This window comes from Planctomonas psychrotolerans, assembly GCF_008642235.1.
Taxonomy (GTDB): Bacteria; Actinomycetota; Actinomycetes; order Actinomycetales; family Microbacteriaceae; genus Planctomonas; species Planctomonas psychrotolerans.
Map to the genome: position 1 here is coordinate 307,340 of NZ_SJEV01000002.1, position 19,661 is coordinate 327,000.

The 19,661-nt window shown below is 69.0% G+C and carries 12 protein-coding genes; 3 read left to right on the plus strand and 9 right to left on the minus strand.

The genetic code is table 11. The features are described from left to right. Positions 1-26: 26 nt before the first annotated feature. The 6 genes from EY822_RS14715 to EY822_RS14740 all read right to left on the minus strand — a co-directional run bounded on the left by EY822_RS14715 (position 27) and on the right by EY822_RS14740 (position 9,850). A complete protein-coding gene (locus EY822_RS14715; protein WP_150309202.1) occupies positions 27-2,492 on the minus strand; it encodes a beta-glucosidase family protein in 2,466 nt (821 codons plus the stop codon). Further along, complete coding sequence (locus tag EY822_RS14720; protein ID WP_227497377.1) at positions 2,489-4,621, minus strand: beta-galactosidase; 2,133 nt, start codon at positions 4,619-4,621, stop codon at positions 2,489-2,491. Before EY822_RS14720 ends, EY822_RS14715 begins: the two co-directional genes overlap by 4 nt. Beyond that, the gene (locus tag EY822_RS14725) at positions 4,611-5,474 is read right to left on the minus strand and encodes an ATP-binding cassette domain-containing protein (RefSeq protein ID WP_150309203.1); all 864 of its coding nucleotides are present in this window, start codon (positions 5,472-5,474) and stop codon (positions 4,611-4,613) included. The genes EY822_RS14720 and EY822_RS14725 overlap by 11 nt, the downstream gene beginning before the upstream one ends. Beyond that, positions 5,471-7,297: a dipeptide/oligopeptide/nickel ABC transporter permease/ATP-binding protein gene (locus tag EY822_RS14730; protein ID WP_150309204.1), complete on the minus strand. Its 1,827-nt coding sequence runs from the start codon at positions 7,295-7,297 to the stop codon at positions 5,471-5,473. Before EY822_RS14730 ends, EY822_RS14725 begins: the two co-directional genes overlap by 4 nt. After that, positions 7,294-8,235, minus strand: coding sequence for an ABC transporter permease (locus tag EY822_RS14735; protein ID WP_150309205.1), 942 nt, complete (start codon positions 8,233-8,235; stop codon positions 7,294-7,296). The genes EY822_RS14730 and EY822_RS14735 overlap by 4 nt, the downstream gene beginning before the upstream one ends. Positions 8,236-8,305: 70 nt before the next feature. Continuing rightward, positions 8,306-9,850 carry an ABC transporter substrate-binding protein gene (locus EY822_RS14740; RefSeq protein ID WP_150309206.1) on the minus strand — a complete coding sequence of 515 codons (1,545 nt, stop codon included), beginning with the start codon at positions 9,848-9,850 and terminating at the stop codon, positions 8,306-8,308. A gap of 230 nt (positions 9,851-10,080) precedes the next feature. Between EY822_RS14740 and EY822_RS14745 the strand changes: the two genes are divergently transcribed. The 3 genes from EY822_RS14745 to EY822_RS14755 all read left to right on the plus strand — a co-directional run bounded on the left by EY822_RS14745 (position 10,081) and on the right by EY822_RS14755 (position 14,078). Continuing rightward, positions 10,081-10,728 (plus strand): PadR family transcriptional regulator, encoded by a 648-nt coding sequence (locus tag EY822_RS14745; protein ID WP_150309207.1) that lies wholly within the window; start codon positions 10,081-10,083, stop codon positions 10,726-10,728. Then, positions 10,725-12,155: a sulfatase family protein gene (locus EY822_RS14750; protein WP_150309208.1), complete on the plus strand. Its 1,431-nt coding sequence runs from the start codon at positions 10,725-10,727 to the stop codon at positions 12,153-12,155. The genes EY822_RS14745 and EY822_RS14750 overlap by 4 nt, the downstream gene beginning before the upstream one ends. Before the next feature lie 81 nt (positions 12,156-12,236). Next, positions 12,237-14,078: a glycoside hydrolase family 3 protein gene (locus EY822_RS14755; RefSeq protein ID WP_150309209.1), complete on the plus strand. Its 1,842-nt coding sequence runs from the start codon at positions 12,237-12,239 to the stop codon at positions 14,076-14,078. Between the two features lie 32 nt (positions 14,079-14,110). On the opposite strand, the gene EY822_RS14760 is transcribed toward EY822_RS14755, so the two are convergent. The 3 genes from EY822_RS14760 to EY822_RS14770 all read right to left on the minus strand — a co-directional run bounded on the left by EY822_RS14760 (position 14,111) and on the right by EY822_RS14770 (position 19,601). Further along, positions 14,111-15,241, minus strand: coding sequence for a serine hydrolase domain-containing protein (locus EY822_RS14760; RefSeq protein ID WP_150309210.1), 1,131 nt, complete (start codon positions 15,239-15,241; stop codon positions 14,111-14,113). Between the two features lie 98 nt (positions 15,242-15,339). After that, positions 15,340-16,803 carry a DUF1593 domain-containing protein gene (locus tag EY822_RS14765; RefSeq protein ID WP_150309211.1) on the minus strand — a complete coding sequence of 488 codons (1,464 nt, stop codon included), beginning with the start codon at positions 16,801-16,803 and terminating at the stop codon, positions 15,340-15,342. Beyond that, positions 16,800-19,601 (minus strand): family 78 glycoside hydrolase catalytic domain, encoded by a 2,802-nt coding sequence (locus EY822_RS14770; protein ID WP_150309212.1) that lies wholly within the window; start codon positions 19,599-19,601, stop codon positions 16,800-16,802. Before EY822_RS14770 ends, EY822_RS14765 begins: the two co-directional genes overlap by 4 nt. Between the last annotated feature and the right edge of the window lie 60 nt (positions 19,602-19,661).

Below are 19,661 nucleotides of genomic sequence, written 5' to 3' on the forward strand. Positions count from 1 at the left end.
GGGCGATGCGGGACTCCGGTCGTTCGTCAGGGTTTCGGACGCAGCTCGAGCGTCGCCGACAGGGGCAGGTCGTTCGCCGTGGTACCCGCGCGAAGGGTGTACTCCCCCGGCTCGTACATCCAGCGCTCGGACCAGTGCGCGAGGAGCTTCGACTGCACCTCGACGGAAACCGCACCCGATTCGCCGGGTGCGAGCCGGACGGACGCGAAGCCCACGAGCCAGCGCACGGGACGCTCCACCACGGAGTCCGCGCGCTCGGCGAAGACCAGCACCACCTGCTTACCGGCCCGGTCCCCGGTGTTGGTGGCGGTCACGGTGATGGTCGCGGAGTCGCCCTCGAGCAGTTCGGCGGGGGCTTCGAGATCGCGAAGGGCGATGTCGGTGTACCCGAGTCCGTGGCCGAACCAGTACGCCGGTTCCGTCCCGGCACGCAGCCATGCCCGGTAGCCGATGTGAATGCCCTCCGTGTACTCGAGCACGCCGTCCGTCGGCGTCGTCTCGAAGACCGGGACGTCCTCCTCCTCCGCCGCCCAGGTCGTCGGCAGCCGCCCACCGGGCTCCGCCGCGCCGAGCAGCACATCGGCGACCGCGTTGCCGAACTCCTGCCCGCCGAACCAGCCCACGAGCACGGCTGCCACCTCGTTCCGCCACGGCAGCAGCACGGGGGACCCCGCATTGATCAGCACCACGGTGTTGGGGTTCGCGGCGGCGACCGCGCGCACAAGGTCGTCCTGGCGGCCGGGCAGGCGCAGGTCGGTGCGGTCGAAGCCTTCGGACTCGACCCGCGAGTTCGTGCCGACGACGACGAGGGCGACATCCGACGCACGGGCCGCCTCGACCGCCTCGGCGATGAGCTGGTCCTCATCCACCGTCGAGGGCTGGGTGCCCACGTTCAGCGCCAGCGCGTTCAGCAGCGCGTCGTCCCGCGACGGTTGCTCGTACAGGAAGCGCACCTCGACGGGAGCACCCTCGGTGAGGTCCCTCGGCACGGCACGCACCGGCGGTGCCATGAAGGCGGCACCGAGATCGTTCCCCTCCGGCTCCACCAGTTCGTCAATCACGAGCTCGCCGTCGAGGAAGAACTGGCCGTACCCCGCGGCGGCGAAGCCGAGGTCGAGCCGCTCGGTGCGGGCGGGCAGGAACGAGAACGAGACCTCCACCTGCTTCGACTCGGCTATGGGGGCATCACCGCCGAACCAGACGAGCTCGGTGGCGAGCCTGTCCTCCGCGAAGATCTCCGAGCCCGCGGCGTCGAGGAAGCGCACCCGGGCGCCCGGCCCACCGGTGACGGGGTTCGTCATCCGCTCGCGCGGGATGCCGGCGAGGCCGGTCTGGTTGACGGCGCCGAGCGCGTACCGCACCTCCACGCCGGGCAGCGCGGCCGTCAGGCCGGCGAGCGGGGAAACGGTGCGTTCGGGCAGCACCGTCGCACTCCCCCCGCCCTGGGTGCGGACGTGTTCGGCGTTGTTGCCGATGACGGCGACGCTCGTCAGCGCGTTCGCCCGCCACGGCAGTGCGCCGGTGTTCTCGAGGAGCACCATGCCCTCGGCGGCCGCCGTGCGGCAGAACGCGATGCCGTCCTCGACATGCACGAGCGGGCCGGGCGCGGTGTCGCCGAGGGCACCGACACGCGCCGCGAGCCGGAGGATGCGCCGAACCTTGCGGTCTACGACGTCCTCGGCGATGCGGCCGTCGCGGACCGCGTCGACCAGTGCGTTCCCCCACGGGCCGTCGGGGCCGGGCATGACGAGGTCCTGCTCCGCCTCGGCCGAACGGAGACTGCGCACGGCGGTCCAGTCGCTGATGACCACACCGTCGAAGCCCCAGTCGGTCTTGAGAGGAGTCTCGAGCAACTCGTGCTCCGTCGCCGTCACACCGTGGATGGCGTTGTACGAACTCATGACGAGCCACGCCCGCGACTCGGTGATCGCCGTCTCGAAGGCGCGGAGGTACAGCTCGTGCAGGGCACGAGGTTCCACCTGCACGTCGACGGTGAAGCGGTCGGTCTCGGAATCGTTCGCGATGTAGTGCTTGGGAGTCGCGCCGACGCCATTGTCCTGCAGGCCGGTCACGTACGTCTTCGCGAGCTCGGCGGTGAGCACCGGATCCTCGCTGAAGGCCTCGAAGTGGCGGCCCCCGCGCGGCGCACGGTGGAGGTTGATCGTCGGGCCGAGCACGACGTCGACGCCCTTGCGTCGGGCCTCGCACGCGGCCACGGCGCCGTAGCGACGCGCGATGTCGGGGTCGAACGAGGCCGACAGGGCGGAGGCGGAGGGCAGGTTCAGGGACGGCGAGCGCTCGTCCCAGGCCTCTCCACGCACTCCCGAGGGGCCGTCCGACACCACCATCCTGCGCAGTCCGATCCTCTCGATCGGCCAGGTGCTCCAGAAGTCCTTCCCGGTGAGAAGCAGGACCTTCTCCTCGAGGGTCATCTCGTCGAGGGCGGCTTCGACGTCCGCCTCGACGCGATCGTTGATGGTGGTGTCGCTCATTCGGAGGTCTCCTTGCGATCGAGGCCGACGGAGCGCAGGACGCGAACGTCCCACGGCCCGAGCCGCACGTGTTCCCCCGGAGCGAACGTGTCGCCCCGGAGCAGGTCGTCGAGTGGAGCGGGTGCGATCGCGATCGCGTCGTCCCAGCCCCAGTTGTGCAGAACGGTGACGGTTCGGCCGTTCCCGTCGGTGGAGCTCGATGCCGTCACGGAGGCGTCGAGAGTGACCCAGCCGCTCACCGGTCGTGGCGCGAGCCACTCGGCCAGCGACCGCGCGAGGTCCTGGTCGGGGATGACGCCGACGACCGTGATGCGGCCGGCGTTCGCGGCCCGGGTGGTGATCGCGGCCCAGCGCCGGAAGTGCGGGTGGACGTAACGGGCCAGGACGTCGGCGCCATCGACCTCGAGCCCCTGCAGGTAGTCGATCCCGGTGCCGGCCGACGGGAAGCCGTCGGCGAAATCGAGCACCATCGGCGCCGGCGGGTTCGCCGCCTCGTCGTACCAGACCCCGGCGAGCTCGGCGAGCCGGGCCGGCTGGCGTTCGGCTCGGGCCCGGCCCTCATGATCGCCATACGCCGTGCGCGGGCCGACGACGAGGTGACCGCCGGCACGCGCGTAGTCGGCGAGGAAGTCGAGATCCTCGTCGGCGGCCGTGTACAGGGCCGGCACGATCAGCACGGGGAACCGAGCGGCCGCGTCGGTCGGCGGAACGGATGCTCCTCTGCTCGGCAGAAGCTGCTGCGGCCGCACGAGCCGCTCCTGACGCTTGGCGTCGAAGATTCCCCGGGTGAAAGAGGAGATGATGCGGCGGTAGGACTCCGGATCGGTGAACGCGCCCGGCGTGGCGACCGGGGATTGCGCACCGAGGGCGAACTTGCTGTCGGAGTCGTAGAGCACGGCGATGTCGTAGTCGGGCTCCGCGTCCTCGAACGCCGCGCCCGCGGTGGCGAGGTCGGCACCGAGTTCGGCCAGTTCGCGGTAGGCACGGCCCGGCTCGCCGCTGTGCGGCAAGACACCGCCCCAGTAAGTCTCCGCCCCGTACGGGAGGGTGTTCCAGTGCCAGTACTCGATCATCCGCGCGCCGCGGGAGACGAGCATCCACGCCGCCTGCTTCCACTGCCCGTCGTACGGTGTCTGATTGATCATCGAGAATCCGATGGACCCGGCATTCGTCTCGGTGACGAGGAAAGGGGCCTGCTTGGACGAGTACATCAGGTCGCCGAGCTGGGCGACCGCCCACGCTCCGCGGACGATCCACCCCATCGGCCCGGAGGACCGGGGTGCGGACGACGGATGGACGAGGCCGTCCTCCATCTCGTAATAGGCGTTGCCCGAGGCGATGTCGAGGCGCGCGGACAGGTCGACGTCCTCGATGCCGGGCTGTTCGTAGGAGATGCAGGTGGTGATGAACGGCCCCGGCCCGACGAGCTCCCGCACGAGGTCGGCCTGCCAACCGATGAACCCGGTGACGAGGTCCGCCTGAAAGCGTCGCCATGCCAGATCGTACTGAGGCTGGAGGTTGCCGTCCGGCCGCCACAGGTCGTCCCAGGTGGTGAGGCGGTGCGACCAGTAGACGAGTCCCCACTCCTCGTTGAGGCGGTCCACGGAGCCGTACTGCTGTCGCAGGCGATCCTTGAACTGCTCGAAGACGGAATCGTTCAGCAGGAGCCGGAAACCGGGCTCGTTGTCGACCTGGTAGCCGATCACCGCGGGGTGGTCGCGATAGCGGGTGACGACCGCGCGGATCACCCGGTCGGCGTAGTGCCGGTAGGCACCGTGGGTGAAGTCCATCTCCTGCCGCGCGCCCCACTGCACGCGGGTCCCCGTCGCCGGCGCGGCGGCGATCTCCGGGTGGCGGCGGGCGAGCCACATCGGCACCGCGTACGTCGGCGTCCCGAGGACGACCCCGATGCCGTTCGCGTGCGCCGCGTCGAGGGTGGCCTCGAGCCAGTCGAGGTCGAAGCGTCCCTCCTCGGGTTCCCAGGTGGACCAGACGGACTCGCCCACGCGAATGACCGTGAAGCCGGCCTCCCGCATGAGCCGGAAGTCGCGGTCCGAATCCGTGGTCCGCTGGTACTCGGGGTAGTAGGCGGCGCCGAAGCGCACGACGGGGGGTCGGTCAGGCGACACCGGCCTGTACCTCCATGTCCCGCTGGGAGTCGAGCAGTCGTCGCCGGTCCGCCCGACGCTGTTCCTGCCGCACGGGGTCCGGCACCGGGGCAGCGAGGAGGAGACGCTGCGTGTAGGGGTGCTCCGGGGCCGACGTCACGATGCCGCCGTCGCCGTATTCGACGATCTCGCCCTGATACATCACCGCGACGCGGTGGGAGAGGTGCCGCACGACCGCGAGGTCGTGCGAGACGAAGAGGTAGGCGACGCCGGTCTCCTCCTGGATGTCCTTGAACAGGTCGAGCACCCGCGCCTGGGTGGACAGGTCGAGGGCGGACACCGGCTCGTCGCAGACGATCAGCTGCGGCGAGAGCGCGAGCGCCCTCGCGATCGCGATGCGCTGGCGCTGGCCGCCGGAGAATTCGCGGGGCAGCCGGTCGGCGGAGTTCGACGGGAGCCCCACCTGATCGAGCAGCCCGCGGATTCGCTTCGACGCATCTGCGGCGGACACGTTCTGCACGCGAAGGGGCTCCGCGAGCGTCTGCTCGATCGTCAGCGAGGGGTTGAGAGAGGAGTACGGGTCTTGGAACACGACCTGGATCTCATCCGCCAGGGCTCGACGCTCGCGCCGCTTGAGGTGCGAGATGTCCTTCCCCTTGAAGCGCACGCTGCCTTCGGTGACCGGTGCAAGGCCGAGGACGGCCCTGCCCAGAGTGGTCTTGCCGGAGCCGGACTCGCCGACGAGGCCGACGCACTCCCCCGGGCGGATGTCGAGTGAGACGCCCTTGAGGGCACGGAACGGCTTCTTGCCGAAACCCTTGGCGGCGTACTCGACGACGAGGTCGTCGATGACGAGAAGCGGCTCAGCGTTCATCGTGCACTTCTTTCGGGGAGGGTGTTGCGGTCGGCGGAGTGGGCGAGCGGGCCGCGCGCGGCGCCGTCCTCGAGGATCGCGTCGAACAGCGACCGTGTGTACGGGTGCTGGGGGTCGCGGAAGATCGACCGGGCGGGTCCCGTCTCCACGATTCGGCCGTCCTGCATGACCGACACCCGGTCGCAGAGGTCGGCTACGACGCCGAAGTTGTGCGTCACGATCAGCACGGCGACGTGAAGGTCGTTCTGCAGGTCGCGCAGCAGGTCGAGGATGTCCGCCTGCACGGTCACGTCGAGAGCGGTCGTGGGCTCATCGGCGATGATGAGGTCGGCCTCGCAGGAGACGGCACCGGCGATGAGCACGCGCTGCGCCATCCCGCCGGACACTTCGTGCGGGTAGGAGTCGAAGGTGCGCTGCGGGTTCGGGATGCCGACCCGCGCGAGCAGTTCGAGTGCCCTCTTTCTCGCCTCTGCCCGGGAGACGCGGAGGGCGACCGTCATCGGTTCGACGAGCTGGCTGCCGATCGTGAACGACGGATCGAGGTTGGACATCGGCTCCTGCGGGATATAGGCGATGCGCCGACCGCGAATCTTCACCATCTCGTTCTCGCTGGAGTGGGCGAGATCCTTGCCGTCGAAGGACACCGAGCCGCCGACGATGCGCCCGCCGTCGGGGAGGAGGCGCAGGATCGACCACGCGGTCTGCGTCTTACCGGACCCCGACTCGCCGATCAGGCCGTGCACCTCGCCCTTCCGAACCTGGAGCGATACGCCGTTCACGACCTGCTTGACGCCGCCGCCGGGCTGGTCATAGCCGACCACGAGGTCATCCACCTGCAGCAGCACGGACCGGGCGTCGTCGCCATCCTCGACGTGCGTGACCGGAGCCGGCCCAGAGGCGTCCGGGACGTACGCGGCTGCACCGCGACGACGCTTCTTCGGCTTGCCCGCAGCGCGCTCGAGTTCATCGCGGAGCGCGTTCCCGAACAGGACGAGGGAGATCGACGTGAGGGCGATGGCGAGGGACGGCCAGATCAGCAGGATCGGAGCCTGATACATCCGGGAGAATGCATCGGAGAGCATCTGCCCCCAGGTGGGCACATTCGTGTCGCCGAGCCCGAGGAAGTCGAGTCCGGACTGCACGGCGATGCCGATTCCTGCGAGGAGCGCCGCCTGGATGATGATCGGCGCACGGACTACGGACAGGATGTGCCGGCCGATGATGCTCGCGTCACCCACACCGGCGACCCGGGCGGCGTCGACGAACAACTCGTTCCGCACCCCCACCACCGCCGCGTAGGTGAGGCGATAGAACGCGGGCGCGAGGATCACACCGAAGACCGCCATGATCAGCCAGATCGACGGGCCGATGACGGCGCGTGCCGCGAGCAGGACGACGATTCCGGGCAGCGCCTGGATGATGCTGACCACCCAGACCGACACCGACTCGAACCACTTCTGGTAGTACCCGGCAAGCAGGCCGCTCGTCACGCCGATGACCGCGGCGATGAGCACCGCCCAGAGGGCGCCCGCGATGCTGAACCGTGTGGCGAAGAGCAGCCGGGACAGCACGTCGCGGCCGGCGCTGTCGGCGCCCAGCGGGTGGGCGTCGCTCGCGGGAGCGAGCACGTCCTGGATGTTCGCCTTGCTCGGGTCCATGGGCGCGAGCACGTCGGCGAAGATCGCGAGCAGGATCATCACCGTGAGCACGATGATGGCGGCGAGCCCGGTCGGGTTCCGGAGGAGGCGCCGCCCGACGTGGGACCGGGCCGCGCGGACCTCGGTCGCCACGTCGGGGGTGGGAGTGGTAGCGGATTCGCTCATGAGATGCGCGCCTTCGGGTTCAGGAATCCGTGCAGGATTTCGATGACGATGTTCACGACCACGACGATCGCGGCGGTGACGACCACGAGGCCCATCACGAGGGGAATGTCGCCGCGTGCCGTGGACCCCACGGCCACGGGCCCGAGGCCGGGGATCGCGAAGATCTGCTCGACGATGATCGCGCCGCCGAGCAATCCGACGAACTGCACCGCGAGCACGGCGAGAGCGGGGCCGCCGGCGTTCCGCAGCACGTGCTTGTAGAGCACGCGGTTCTCGGACAGTCCGCGGCTGCGCAGGGTGCGCACCCAGTCCTGCCGCATGGTATCGATGACCGAACCCCGAACCTGCGACGCGATCGCGGCGATGGCGCCAGTGGACAGGGCGAGGATCGGCAGAGTCACCGTGCTCAGCCAGCCAGGGAACGACGTGCCCAGTTGAACGAATCCGGTCGGCCGGAACCAGCCGAGGTTCAGGGCGAAGACGTTGACGAGGAAAATGGCGATGAGGAAGCCGGGGATCGCGAAACCGAGAACGGACACGATCTGCACCAGGCGGTCGGCGGCGCCGCGCTTCTTCGCGGCCCAGACTCCCAGGGCGGTCGCGACGACCGCGGTGAGGATCGTGGTGCCGATCACTAGCGAGAGCGTGACGGCGAGACGCGAGGTGATCGCCTCGACGACCGGCTGATTGTTGAACCAGGACGTGCCGAAGTCGCCCCTCACCGCAGCGGAGAGCCAGTCGACGTAGCGGGTGGCCAGCGGCTGGTCGAGGCCCAGTTCGGTCGCCTTCTGGGCGACCTGCTCCTGGGTGGCCGATACGCCGAGGATCTGACGGGCGATGTCGCCCGCCCCGAGGTAGAGGAAGAGGTAGGCGAGGCTCGAGACGACGAACAGGAGGAACACGCCCGCGAGCAGGCGGCGGAGTATGAAGCGGAGCATCATCGATCCTTCGAAAAGCGGGGGGAATGAGGGGGTGCCGGGTCGAGCTGGCCCGACCCGGCACCGGGGCTTACTTGGGCTGAACGTTCCAGAGGTAGGGAACCGCGTTGCCGATCTGGGTGGTGACCTGCGTGCTGGCGTCGCTCATGAAGATCGCCGTGGGGCGGTACATCGGCGCGAACCAGGCGTTCTCGACGATGTAGGCGTTCAGGGCCTCGCCCGCCTCCGTGGCTTCCTCCTCGGTACCGGTCTGCATGGTGTCGATCCATGCCTCGACCTCGGGGGTGCTCTGGTGCAGGGTGTTCCAGGTTGCGGCCTCGGCGATCTGGAACTGGGCCAGCTGGTAGTCGGTGGGGTCCTGCTGCAGCGTGAACCAGGTCATCGCGTAGTTCCCGCCGAGAATGCCGGGAATGAACTCGGCGCCCTGCAGCTCCTCATAGTTGACCGTGATCCCGATCTGGGCCAGCTGGTCGGCGTAGAGGGTCCAGTGCGACTCGGGGATGGCGGGAGCGCGGGGCATCGTCACCTCGAAGCCGTCGGCGAAACCGGCCTCGGCCATGAGCTCGTTCGCCCGGTCGAGGTCGTAGGTGTAGTAGTCCTCCAGCGACTCGTCGTAGCTCGGCGAGGACGGCGGGAAGATCTGCGACGTCGGGGTACCGTAGCCGCTGCCGACGGTGGCGACGAGTGCTTCCTTGTCGAGGGCGTAGTTGATCGCCTGGCGAACGCGGACGTCGGCGAGAGCCGGGGCGATCGTGCCGTCGCGGTCGCTGAGGAGGAAGCCCCACCAGTTGAGCGCGAACTCGTTGGCGGTGAAGCCGCTGGCCTCCATCTGAGCGATGGCGCTGACGTCGATGGTGTTCGACACGTTCACCTGACCACCCTGGATCGCGTTGAGCAACGAGGTGGGGTCGGCGTAGTACTGAAGCACGAGCTTGTCGTAGTGCTGGTCGTCGGGGTTCCAGTAGTCGGCGTTCCTGTCGAACACGTAGCTACTTCCGACGACGGTCTCTCCGGTGTTGAGGACGTACGGTCCGGAACCGATAGGGTTCTGCGCCGTGGCCGGGTCGTCGATGGCCTCGACGGGGGCGACGAGCCCGGAGTTCTGGGTGAGGTAGGTCTCCAGCGCGGGGTCCGGCGCCGTGAGGGTCAGCTCGAGCGTCGTGTCATCGACCGCCTGCGCGGCCTCGAGGTTGACCAAGTTCGAGGCGTTAGGCGACGTGCCGTCCTTGAACGCGAGGAGGCTCGCGGCCGCGTCCTCCGCGGTGAGCGTCTCCCCGTTGGTGAAGGTGACATCGTCGCGCAGCGTCATGGTGAGGACGGTGCGGTCCTCGTTGTACTCCCATTCCGTGGCAAGGCCGGCCTCGACCTCGCCCTCCGGCGTGGCCCGGAGCAGGGTGTCGTAAACGGCCTGCGCGTAGGGCGACTCGTTCGCCCACCGCATGTCCTTCTGCGCGAACGTCGATGCCTCGGCGATGACGCCCCAGGTAAGGGTGCCGCCAGACCCATCACCGGAACCGCCGCCGGAGCTGCCGCCATTCGACCCGCTCGTGCTGCACCCGGCAAGGGCGAGCGCGCCGACAACCGCGACGACCGCGGCTCGTGTGAACTTGAACATCTTTGTCCTTCCATGGTGCGCAGCCCGTTGTCGGACCGTCTGGTGTGGAACCCTAGACGCAAATCCGAGTACCTGCAAGGTTTTGGGACAACAAATACCAAGTAACTCATAACATTTCGGTTGAGGTATTCATCAAGTTCTCTGCTCGGATCTTGCGATTGCAGGAAAATACGGGATACAGTTCCCGAGTTGCTATTCCACAGATGGATTAGCTCGTTCGAGGGAGAGCAATGCTGCAACGGCTCGACATCGTCACTCTCGGATTGCTGGCACAGCATCCGCACACCGGGTACGACGTCCGCAAGTGGCTCGACCGTTACGGCTGGGCACTCGGCTATACCGCCCGGACGTCGCAGATCTATCGTCAACTCGGCCGCCTCCTCGAACGCGGATGGGTCGATTCGACACCGGATCCTCGCCGTTCCGGCCCGGACGCGAAGCTCTACGCCCTGACGGAGCGCGGCAGGATCACCTTCGAGGAGTGGGTGGACTCCCCCTACGAGCCGGCCGAGCGGCCGATGGATCCGGACTTCCAGGTGCGAATGTTCTTCTCGCGCTCCCGTGGGCCCGGGGCACTACTCGAGCTCGTGCGCATAGAACAGCGCTTCCGTCGCGCCCAGCACGACCGACGCCTCTCGATCGACCACGACTCGGTGTCGCCCGGGGTCGACTCCGCCGAGGTCGCCTGGAACCGAGAGGTGAACCTGCTCCTCGACGGGCGCGGCCGCCTGCTCGGAGCGAACCTGCTCGCCTGGCTCGAGGCCGCCGAGGCGCGACTCGAATTGCTCGCGTCCGGCGCATTCTCCCCCTCCGCCGCGCCTCCCACGCACGACCCCGATCCCCGACGAATTCCGACCCCGGAAGGCACCGACAGATGACCGACAAACGACCCAACATCGTCATGATCCTCACCGACGACCATGGTGCGCAGACGATCGGGGCATACGGTTCCGTGGTGAACACCACCCCGCGCATCGACGAGATCGCCGTCGCGGGTGTCCGCTTCGACAGCTGCTTCGTGACCAACTCGCTCTGCTCCCCCAGCCGTGCATCGATCCTCACGGGCACGCACAGCCACGTGAACGGCGTCACGACGCTCTGGACCACCATCGACGCGAGCCAGCCCACCTTCATCAGCCAGCTGAAGGATGCCGGCTACCGCACCGCGATGATCGGCAAGTGGCACCTCGGTGTCGGGGAGGGGCACAACCCGCAGGGCTTCGATCACTGGGAGGTGCTGAGCGGCAGCCACGGTCAGGGCGAGTACTGGGATCCGAAATTCCTGTCCGAGGACGGCGAGCGCATCGTCGAGGGTTACGCCACCGACATCATCACCGACCTCGCGACGGACTGGGTCGAGGGGCTGGAAGGGGACGACCCCTGGTGCGTGCTGATCTACCACAAGGCGCCGCACCGATCGTGGGAACCGGACACCAAGCACCTGGAGCTGTACTCCGACCCCATTCCGGTGCCCGAGACGTTCTTCGACGACTATTCCACCCGCTCCACCGCCGCCCGCCGGGCACGCATGCGCGTGGCCGACGATCTCAGCACGTCGGACCTGAAGGTCGACCCGCCCGAGAACCTCGACTACGACGAGCTCGCGCTCTGGAAGTACCAGCGCATGATGGAGGACTACCTGCGCTGCGTCGCATCCGTCGACGACAACGTGGGCCGCGTGCTCGACTGGCTCCGCGAGCGCGACGACTTCGACGACACGCTGCTCATGTACTCATCCGACCAGGGCTTCTTCCTCGGCGAGCACGGCTGGTTCGACAAGCGCTTCATGTACGAGGAATCGCTGCGCATGCCGCTGCTGCTGAGCTATCCCCGTGCGATCGCGGGCGGCCGGACGTTCGACGGCATCGTCACGAACGTGGACTGGGCCAAGACCATTCTCGACGCCGCGGGCGCACCGCACCACCCGCGCATGCAGGGCCGTAGCTTCTGGGGAGATCTCGTCGGCGCACCGACGGAGCCACCGGCGGAAGGTGCGTACTACCGGTACTGGGAGAACGATGACATCATCCACAAGTCCTCGGCGCACTACGGGTACCGAACTGCGCGACACAAGCTCATCTACTTCTACAACGACGGCCTCGGTCAGCAGGGTGCGGGGTACTACAACTACCCACCGGAATGGGAACTATACGACCTCGACGCTGACCCCTCGGAGTTGCGGAACGTCTACCACGACCCCGCATACGCGGGGATCCGGGAGGAGCTGACGCGCGCTCTGTGGCTCGAGCAGGAGAAGCTCGGCGACGCACCGCACCCGTCTCAGTCGAGACCCGCCGGGCTCTGAAAACCTAGCAGTCACTCGCTTTTACTGTTAGGGTCGGCGGACATCCGGCGGCGGGACCGTCGGCCGAGACGGAGACGAGCAATGACGCGCAGCAGGTCGATGACGCCGGATGGCGTGCAGTTCCGGGACCTCAACGGCAACGGCCGCATGGATCCCTACGAGGATCCCCGACTGTCCGCAGAGGACCGTACCGCGGATCTCGTCGCCCGGCTCTCCCTCGAGGAGAAGGCCGGGCTGCTGTTCCACTCGATGCTCGGGGTCGGCGAAGCCGGAGCGCACGACACCGCCGCCGGCTTCTCACCGTCGACCCCGCGGGACGTCGTGTCCGGGAAGCTGCTGAATCACTTCAACGTCAGCGCGCTGCCCTCCGTTCGCGAGACGGTGCGCTGGCACAACGCGTTGCAGGAGCTGGCCGAGGAGACGCCGCACGGTATCCCGATCACCCTATCGACCGACCCACGACACGCGTTCAGCGAGAACGCGGGCGCCTCGATCGCGGCCGGTGACCTGTCGCAGTGGCCGGAACCGCTCGGGTTCGCCGCGATCGGCGATGTCGACGTGGTGCGCCGCTTCGCCGAGATCGCCCGTGCGGAGTACGTGGCGCTCGGAATCCGTGCCGCGCTGCATCCTCAGGTGGACCTCGCCACGGAGCCGCGCTGGGCACGACAGGGCCAGACCTACGGTGCGGACACCGCAACAGCGTCCGCGTTCGTCGTCGCCCATCTGGAAGGGTTCCAGGGCGAGCGGATCGGTCCGGACAGCGTCGCGTGCACGACCAAGCACTTCCCCGGCGGCGGGCCGCTGCGCAACGGCGGGGACTCCCACTTCGTCTACGGTCATGACCAGGTCTATCCCGGCGGTCGGTTCGACGAGCACCTGGCCCCGTTCCGTGCGGCCATAGCCGCGGGCACGAGCGCGATCATGCCCGCATACGGCAAGCCGATCGACCTCGAGCTGGACGGCGAACGGGTCGAGGAGGTCGCGTTCAGCTTCAACCGCCGCATCGTGACACGCCTGCTGCGGGAGGAGCTCGGGTTCGACGGCGTGGTCGTCACCGACTGGGGCCTCGTCACCGACGTCGAGATCATGGGTCTCCCGTTCCCCGCGCGAGCGTGGGGGGTCGAGGACCTCTCTCCGATCGACCGGATGGAGCGCATCCTCGACGCCGGCGCCGACCAGTTCGGCGGCGAGGAGCGCACCGACCTCGTGCTCGAACTCGTCCGATCGGGCCGCGTGCCCGAGTCCCGCATCGACGAGGCGGTGCGCCGCCTGCTCATCGTGAAGTTCCAGCTCGGCCTCTTCGACGATCCGTACCTCGACGAGGAGGACGCGCAACGCATCGTGGGCGCCCCGGAGTTCCGCGAGGCGGGGCACCGGGCGCAGGCGGAATCGGTGACGGTGCTGAAGAACGCCGACGCGCCTGCCGGCGGGTCCGTGCTTCCGCTGCGCCCGAGCCTGCGTTTCTACCTCGAGGGCGTCGCGGCCGAGGCCGTCGCGGGGCTCGGCACGGTGGTCGACGATCCCGCCGCCGCCGATGTGGCCCTGCTCCGGCTCGCCGCCCCGTTCGAGCCGCGCGACACCTACTTCCTCGAGGCGATGTTCCACCAGGGATCGCTCGACTTCCCGCCCGAGGTGATCGCCCATGTGCGCGCTCTCGCCGACGTCGTGCCGGTGGTCGTCGACGTCCAGCTGGAGCGCCCGGCGATCCTTGGGGAGATCGCCACTGCCGCCACCGCGCTGGTCGGCACCTACGGCGCCTCCGACGCCGCGCTCCTCGACGCGATCACCGGACGCATTGCGCCGCGCGGTCGCCTGCCGTTCGAGCTGCCTCGATCGATGGCCGCGGTCGAAGAGAGCCGCCCGGACGTGCCGTCCGACACCGTCGATCCGCTCTACCCGTTCGGCCACGGCCTGGACCTCTGACGGTCCGCGAACCCGCTTCGGGCCGGACTGGCTCACCCGCCGAAGGCGACACCCAGTTCCGCCGCCAGCGCCAAGGCGCGCGGGTCGGCACCGCCCGGCCACGGCCCGCGCGCGACCGTGTAGGCGTAGGCCACCCCGGTGTCCGGATCCACGCCGCCGAGAGCGCCCTGGGCTCCATCGTGGCCGAAGGCCCGCGGCCCACCGAACGGCAGGGCGGGCGTCGGCTTCTGGAAGACGATGGAGTGCGCCCGATCCGACTGGGAGAGCACCTCGTCGAAGCCCCGCACCTGCTGCTGACCCACCACGCTGACGGTGTCCGCACGGAGGAAGGCGGGGGCGCCCTCCACTCCGGTGACGGCCGCGGCGAAGAGGCGTGCGATGCCGCGCGCCGACCCGGTGCCCGAGGTTGCCGGGTGACCGAAGCGCCAGCTCCGCTCGTCATTGGCCATGTCGCGGGATGAACCGGTGAACGTCATCACCCGGGCGAGCAGCGGAGGTAGCAGCCGCGCGTCCGTCTGGGTCACCGGCTGGACCATCGGTTGCACGGGCACGCGTCGCGCGTCGAGCCCGGGTGGCAGGCCGAGGTAGAAGTCGACGTCGTACGGTCGGCGGATCTCGTCCTCGTAGAAGTCGTGCAGAGTGCGCCCGGTCACCCGGAAGACGAGCTCCGATGCGAGGTTCCCGATGGTGATGGCGTGGTAGCCGAAGGCCGAGCCGGGATACCAGAACGGCCGCGTGCCGGCGAGCCGCTCGGCCGCGGCGTGATGGTCGAGCAGCTCGTCCCAGGAGAGCGGCGGTTCAGCCTGCGGGAGGCCCGCCTGGTGGGACAGCAGCATGCGCACGGTGACGTGCTGCTTGCCGAGGGCCGCGAACTCGGGCCAGTAGTGCGCGACCCGCTCGTCGAGGTCGAGTTCGCCGCGATCGATCAAGAGCGCGATCGAGAATCCGATGGTGTTCTTGGTGACCGAGAACGGGACCATCACCGAGTCGCCGCGGAGGTGCGGGCCTCCCCATACGTCGAGCACGCATTCACCGTCGGCGTACGCCGCCGCCTGGAACGAGTAGTCGGGATCGTTGCGGAGGGCGGCCTCGAAACGGGCGACGGTGTCGCCGAGCCGGTCGTCGGCTCCGCCCTGCAGCGGGCCGGTCAGGGGGGTGAGCACGGGTGTTCTCCTTCGATGCGGCGGTCAATACGGCGGTGCGGTCGGACGGCGGTGCGGGCCGACAGTACGGCGGTGCGGGCGGTCATGCCCGGGTGCGGTCAGAGGACGGTGACGATCACGCGCCGGTAGGTCGTGAGCGGGAGCTCCGCGTCGTCCGTCGCCTCCACGATCAGGTGCAACGTCTGCCCGGAAACAGCATCGGCGGGAAGGATCACGGCCACCTCGGCCCCGTCCGCGCCGTCGAGCTCGACCGCGCCGGGCACCGTTCCCGCCTCGCGGTACTGCCACCAGTGCAGCGTCACCGCATCGCCATCCGGGTCGTCGGCGGTCGCGCGCAGCACGACTCGCGATCCGGGCGCGGCCGTGAGGTCCAGTCCGGGTGACACGGAGAGCGTGGGGGCGTGATTGGCCGCCCGGTAGTCCGCGGACACCGACCAGCGGAGCCGGGCGGCGAACGCGCGTTGCGCGGCGGCGAACCAGCGGGTGACCGAGTACTCGTCCGGAGCGCTTCCGTCCGATGCCTCGTCCCGAGCCGCGGCGACGCTCCAGGTGTCCGGACCCTCGTCGACGCGCTGCGCGCGGCCTCCCCATCCGCCGAACGACGGATGCTCGTGCCCACGGAGGCCGTTGCCCAGCAGGTTGAGCATGTTCGTCGTGTCGCCCTCGGAGATCCACTCTCCCGAGGGTCGGGGGTCGGTCCACACCCGGAATCCGGCCTCGGTCAGTTCGTCGCGGCTCAGCCCGCTCAGGTGGAAGAAGTCCGTGATATCGCCCGGAACCATCTGGCGGCCGTCGCCCCACACCCGGTACAGGGCACCGAGAGGCCCGTGCTCCGTGATGTTGTCCCGCATCCACGCCGCGGTGAGCAACTCGGCGTCGTGCGGCAGGGCGACACGTCGCGCAAGGTAACCCCAGGCCATGGTGGCCACGTCGATCACGCGGATGTCGGGCCACGTGGGGCGGATGTAGTCGTCGTACGTCCCGTCCTGGGAGGCGAATTTCAGCACGATCGACTTCCGGCTGACCGCCGCCTTGATCTCCGGCCAGTTCTCGGCCGCCGAGTGGGCCTCCTCGATCGAGCGAAGGGCGCGCGCTACGGTGCTGGTACCCGCCCAGTTCTGCAGATGGACGGGCGCGTCGTCTCCGTCGAGCAGCACGTCGGCGATGAGGCGGGATCCCGGAGTGTCAGCCGACATGTCCCCCTCGAAAGCGACGTTCCCCTCCCGCACCACGGACCGAAGCGCCTCCGGGCTCGGGTAGCCGGGGTCGTGCACGATGAGGTTCGGGTGCACGAGCGCGTAAGCGTCGATCGCGTCCTCGATGAACCGCTCGCCCGCCGCCCATCGCCATGAGGTCTGCGGTTCATCGTATTCGCGATCGGGGAGGAAGAACGTCGTCCCAGCACCATCGCCTCGCCAGTGGAACCGGCTGCTGGCGTAGACGAGCCCGTCGATGGTGAGTTCGTTGCTGTGGAGGAGCAGCCGGATCATCGAATTGAGATCGTCGAGTTCCGGGTCGGCGGTGACGATCGTGCGCGGTCGACCGCGCTCTGCCCCGGTCATCGAGCGTTCAGGTCGACGAGAAGGGCCTCGAGCCGCGGCCGCTGTTCCCGGGGGAACATGATGAGGCTCGAGCCGAGACGGGCATCCGAGCGCCAGGAGCCGGACGTGTTCCACCCGGACGCGATGAAGTATCCGATTCCGGCGAAGAACTGCTCCAGCGCCGCCTTGGCGTCCGGGTCGTCGGCGAAGTGGGCGAGTGGCGAATCGAGGGAGAACGCACGGGTACTCTCCCGGGGCGCGGCGAGCGGGACGATCCACTCATGCCGGCCGCTGCCGACCCTGATCTCGCCGTCGCCCCCGGGCAGAATGACCCGCGCCTCCGTACCGCTCGGCACGGTGAGCGCGAGGAGGAACCGATCGTCCTCGATTCGCCAGTGCGTCTCGATCCGCCCGTACCCGGTTTCGAGGGCCGCTCGCGCGGAGGTCAGCCCACCCCCGGGTCGGGGCTCGATGGTCATCAGGCGGTACCCGGGCTCGGCCGGCGCGATGCCCCCGATCGTCCGCTGCATCCAGTCGGCCACCGCACCGAGGGCATAGTGGTTGAACGACGTCATCTCACCCGGATTGATGGTGCCGTCGGGCAGCATGCTGTCCCAGCGTTCCCAGATCGTGGTCGCGCCCATGGAGATCGGATAGAGCCACGACGGATTACCGCGTTCGAGCAGGAGCCGATACGCGGTGTCCACGTGGCCGGTCTTGGTAAGGGCGTCGCAGATGAGGGGAGTGCCGACGAACCCGGTGCGCACACGGTAGCCGAATGCCCGCACCAGCTCGGCGAGGCGGTTTCCGGCCGCCTGCCGCTGCTCCCCCTCGAGGATGCCGAACGCGATCGCGAGCGCGTAGGCGGTGTGCGCGTCGGACAGCACGCGTCCCGCGCCGGTGACGTACTCGTGCACCCACGCCTCCCGCACCGACTCCGCGAGTGCGGAGTACTCGCGCACATCGTCGTCCTTGCCCAGCACTCGAGCGGCCTCCGCGAGGCGCCCGGCCGATCGGAAGTAGTGGGCGGTGGCGACGATGTCGGCGTCCGTCTTCGCGCCGGCGGGGTTGTGCGGCGGGGCGGACGGGTCGAGCCAGTCGCCGAACTGGAACGTGCCCGTCCACAGGTGATCGTCACCGGCGAGGCGCCGAAGCGTCTCGACCCACGCGCGCATGCTCGCGTACTGCTCCTCGAGCACGGCCGCATCGCCGTAGCGCGTGAACAGGGTGTCGGGCAGGAGGGTAGCAGCGTCTCCCCAGGCCGCGGCCGCCGTGGGGGGATCGGGCAGAGGCGACGGAATGACCATCGGCACGCCGGTGTCGGTTTGCTGCAGGGCGAGATCCCGCAGCCACGACCGGAGGAAGCCGGACACGTCGTAGAGGTACGACGCCGTCGGACCGAACACCTGGATGTCACCGGTCCAGCCGAGGCGCTCGTCGCGTTGCGGGCAGTCGGTCGGAATACTCAGGAAGTTGCCCCGCATGCCCCACAGCACGTTCTGGTGCAACTGGTTGAGCATCGGATCGCTGGTCTCGAGCCAGCCCGTGCGCTCCAGGTCGGTGTGCACGACGATGGCGGTGACGTGAGTCGGATCGATTTCCTCGGGCAGTCCGTCGATCTGCGCGTAGCGGAAACCGTGGAAGGTGAAACGCGGGCTCCAGGTGCGCTCGCCGCCCGCGGCGGTGTATCGGTCGGTCGCCGCCGCGTGACGAAGCGGGCGGATGCCGAGCTCGCCGTTCTCCAGCACCTCTGCGTGCCGGAGAGTGATCTCCGTGCTCACGGGAAGGTCGAGGCGGAGCTCGAGCCAGCCGACGAGATTCTGCCCGAAGTCGAGGATGGGCCGCCCCGACGCCGAGGTCAGTACGTCGGTGACGGCGACCCGCTCGATGCGGCGAACGGGCGGCACCGGGGAGGATTCCAGCCGCTCCGGCGAAGCGTCGACGATCACGGCGGATGCCGCTCCCGGCAGGGAAGCGGCGGGGTCGGTGAGCGCGGCGTCCTCCAACCGGGCGTCGTAGTGCTCACCCTGATAGATGCTCGCGGAGACGCACGGACCGACCGTGCTCGTTTCCCACGACTCGTCCGTCGTGATCAGGTCGACGGAGCCGTCCTGGTACTCGATGCGCAGCTGCGCCGACAGGGCGGTCGGACCCGGGTAGGCGACGGCGAATCGTCCGTCGAAACCGAAGCGCTCGCGGTACCACCCCTCGGCCACGGTGGCGCCGAGGATGTTGCGGCCGGGTCGAAGCAGGGAGGTGACGTCGGAGGAGGAGAACAGCAGGCGTTGGTCGTAGGCGGTCCAGCCTGGAGCGAGGACCTCGTCGCTCGTCGGGGCACCGTTGACGACGGTCTCGAGCACCCCGTGGGCTGTCGCGGACAGGATGGCGGAGCGGACGGCGCCGCGCACCTCGACGGATCGACGGAACCGCACGGTGCCGCGGCTCTCGTCGGTCGGTGTCGGCGACGCGATGAAGGCGGCACTCCAGTCGCCGGGACCGAGGGCGGCGGTGCGTACGCGGTTCCATACCCCGGGCTCGCTCCAGTCACCGTCGGCGGAGCGGACCGCGACCCGGATCTCGGCTTCGGTGTAGGGCGCCAACGGCGCGAAGGGCCAGCCGATCGCCTGCGAGTCGGCGCCTTCGATGTCGACCGCCTCGATGTCGCCGGCGCGACGCAGTTCCACCCGGGCGGCATGCTGCCGCCAGCCGGGCTCACCCTCGACCTGCCAGGAGAGGGCAGGTGCGCCGGTCGGAAGGAACGCTGGGCCGCCCCGTCCTCCCAGCCGGAGACGCGAGACGTGAGGGCTGGTGTGGGTCATGATTCCTCCGTGCCGCGTCGTCGGTGAACGGCTATGCGAAAACCTAACACTTAGACGGTA

What these genes read in the sequence shown, in the direction of transcription:
- EY822_RS14715 (WP_150309202.1), bottom strand. Translation starts at nt 2,492, where the DNA reads ATGAGCGACACCACCATCAACGATCGCGTCGAGGCGGACGTCGAAGCC.
- EY822_RS14725 (WP_150309203.1), bottom strand. Translation starts at nt 5,474, where the DNA reads ATGAACGCTGAGCCGCTTCTCGTCATCGACGACCTCGTCGTCGAGTAC.
- EY822_RS14730 (WP_150309204.1), bottom strand. Translation starts at nt 7,297, where the DNA reads ATGAGCGAATCCGCTACCACTCCCACCCCCGACGTGGCGACCGAGGTC.
- EY822_RS14735 (WP_150309205.1), bottom strand. Translation starts at nt 8,235, where the DNA reads ATGCTCCGCTTCATACTCCGCCGCCTGCTCGCGGGCGTGTTCCTCCTG.
- EY822_RS14740 (WP_150309206.1), bottom strand. Translation starts at nt 9,850, where the DNA reads ATGTTCAAGTTCACACGAGCCGCGGTCGTCGCGGTTGTCGGCGCGCTC.
- EY822_RS14745 (WP_150309207.1), top strand. Translation starts at nt 10,081, where the DNA reads ATGCTGCAACGGCTCGACATCGTCACTCTCGGATTGCTGGCACAGCAT.
- EY822_RS14750 (WP_150309208.1), top strand. Translation starts at nt 10,725, where the DNA reads ATGACCGACAAACGACCCAACATCGTCATGATCCTCACCGACGACCAT.
- EY822_RS14755 (WP_150309209.1), top strand. Translation starts at nt 12,237, where the DNA reads ATGACGCGCAGCAGGTCGATGACGCCGGATGGCGTGCAGTTCCGGGAC.
- EY822_RS14765 (WP_150309211.1), bottom strand. Translation starts at nt 16,803, where the DNA reads ATGACCGGGGCAGAGCGCGGTCGACCGCGCACGATCGTCACCGCCGAC.
- EY822_RS14770 (WP_150309212.1), bottom strand. Translation starts at nt 19,601, where the DNA reads ATGACCCACACCAGCCCTCACGTCTCGCGTCTCCGGCTGGGAGGACGG.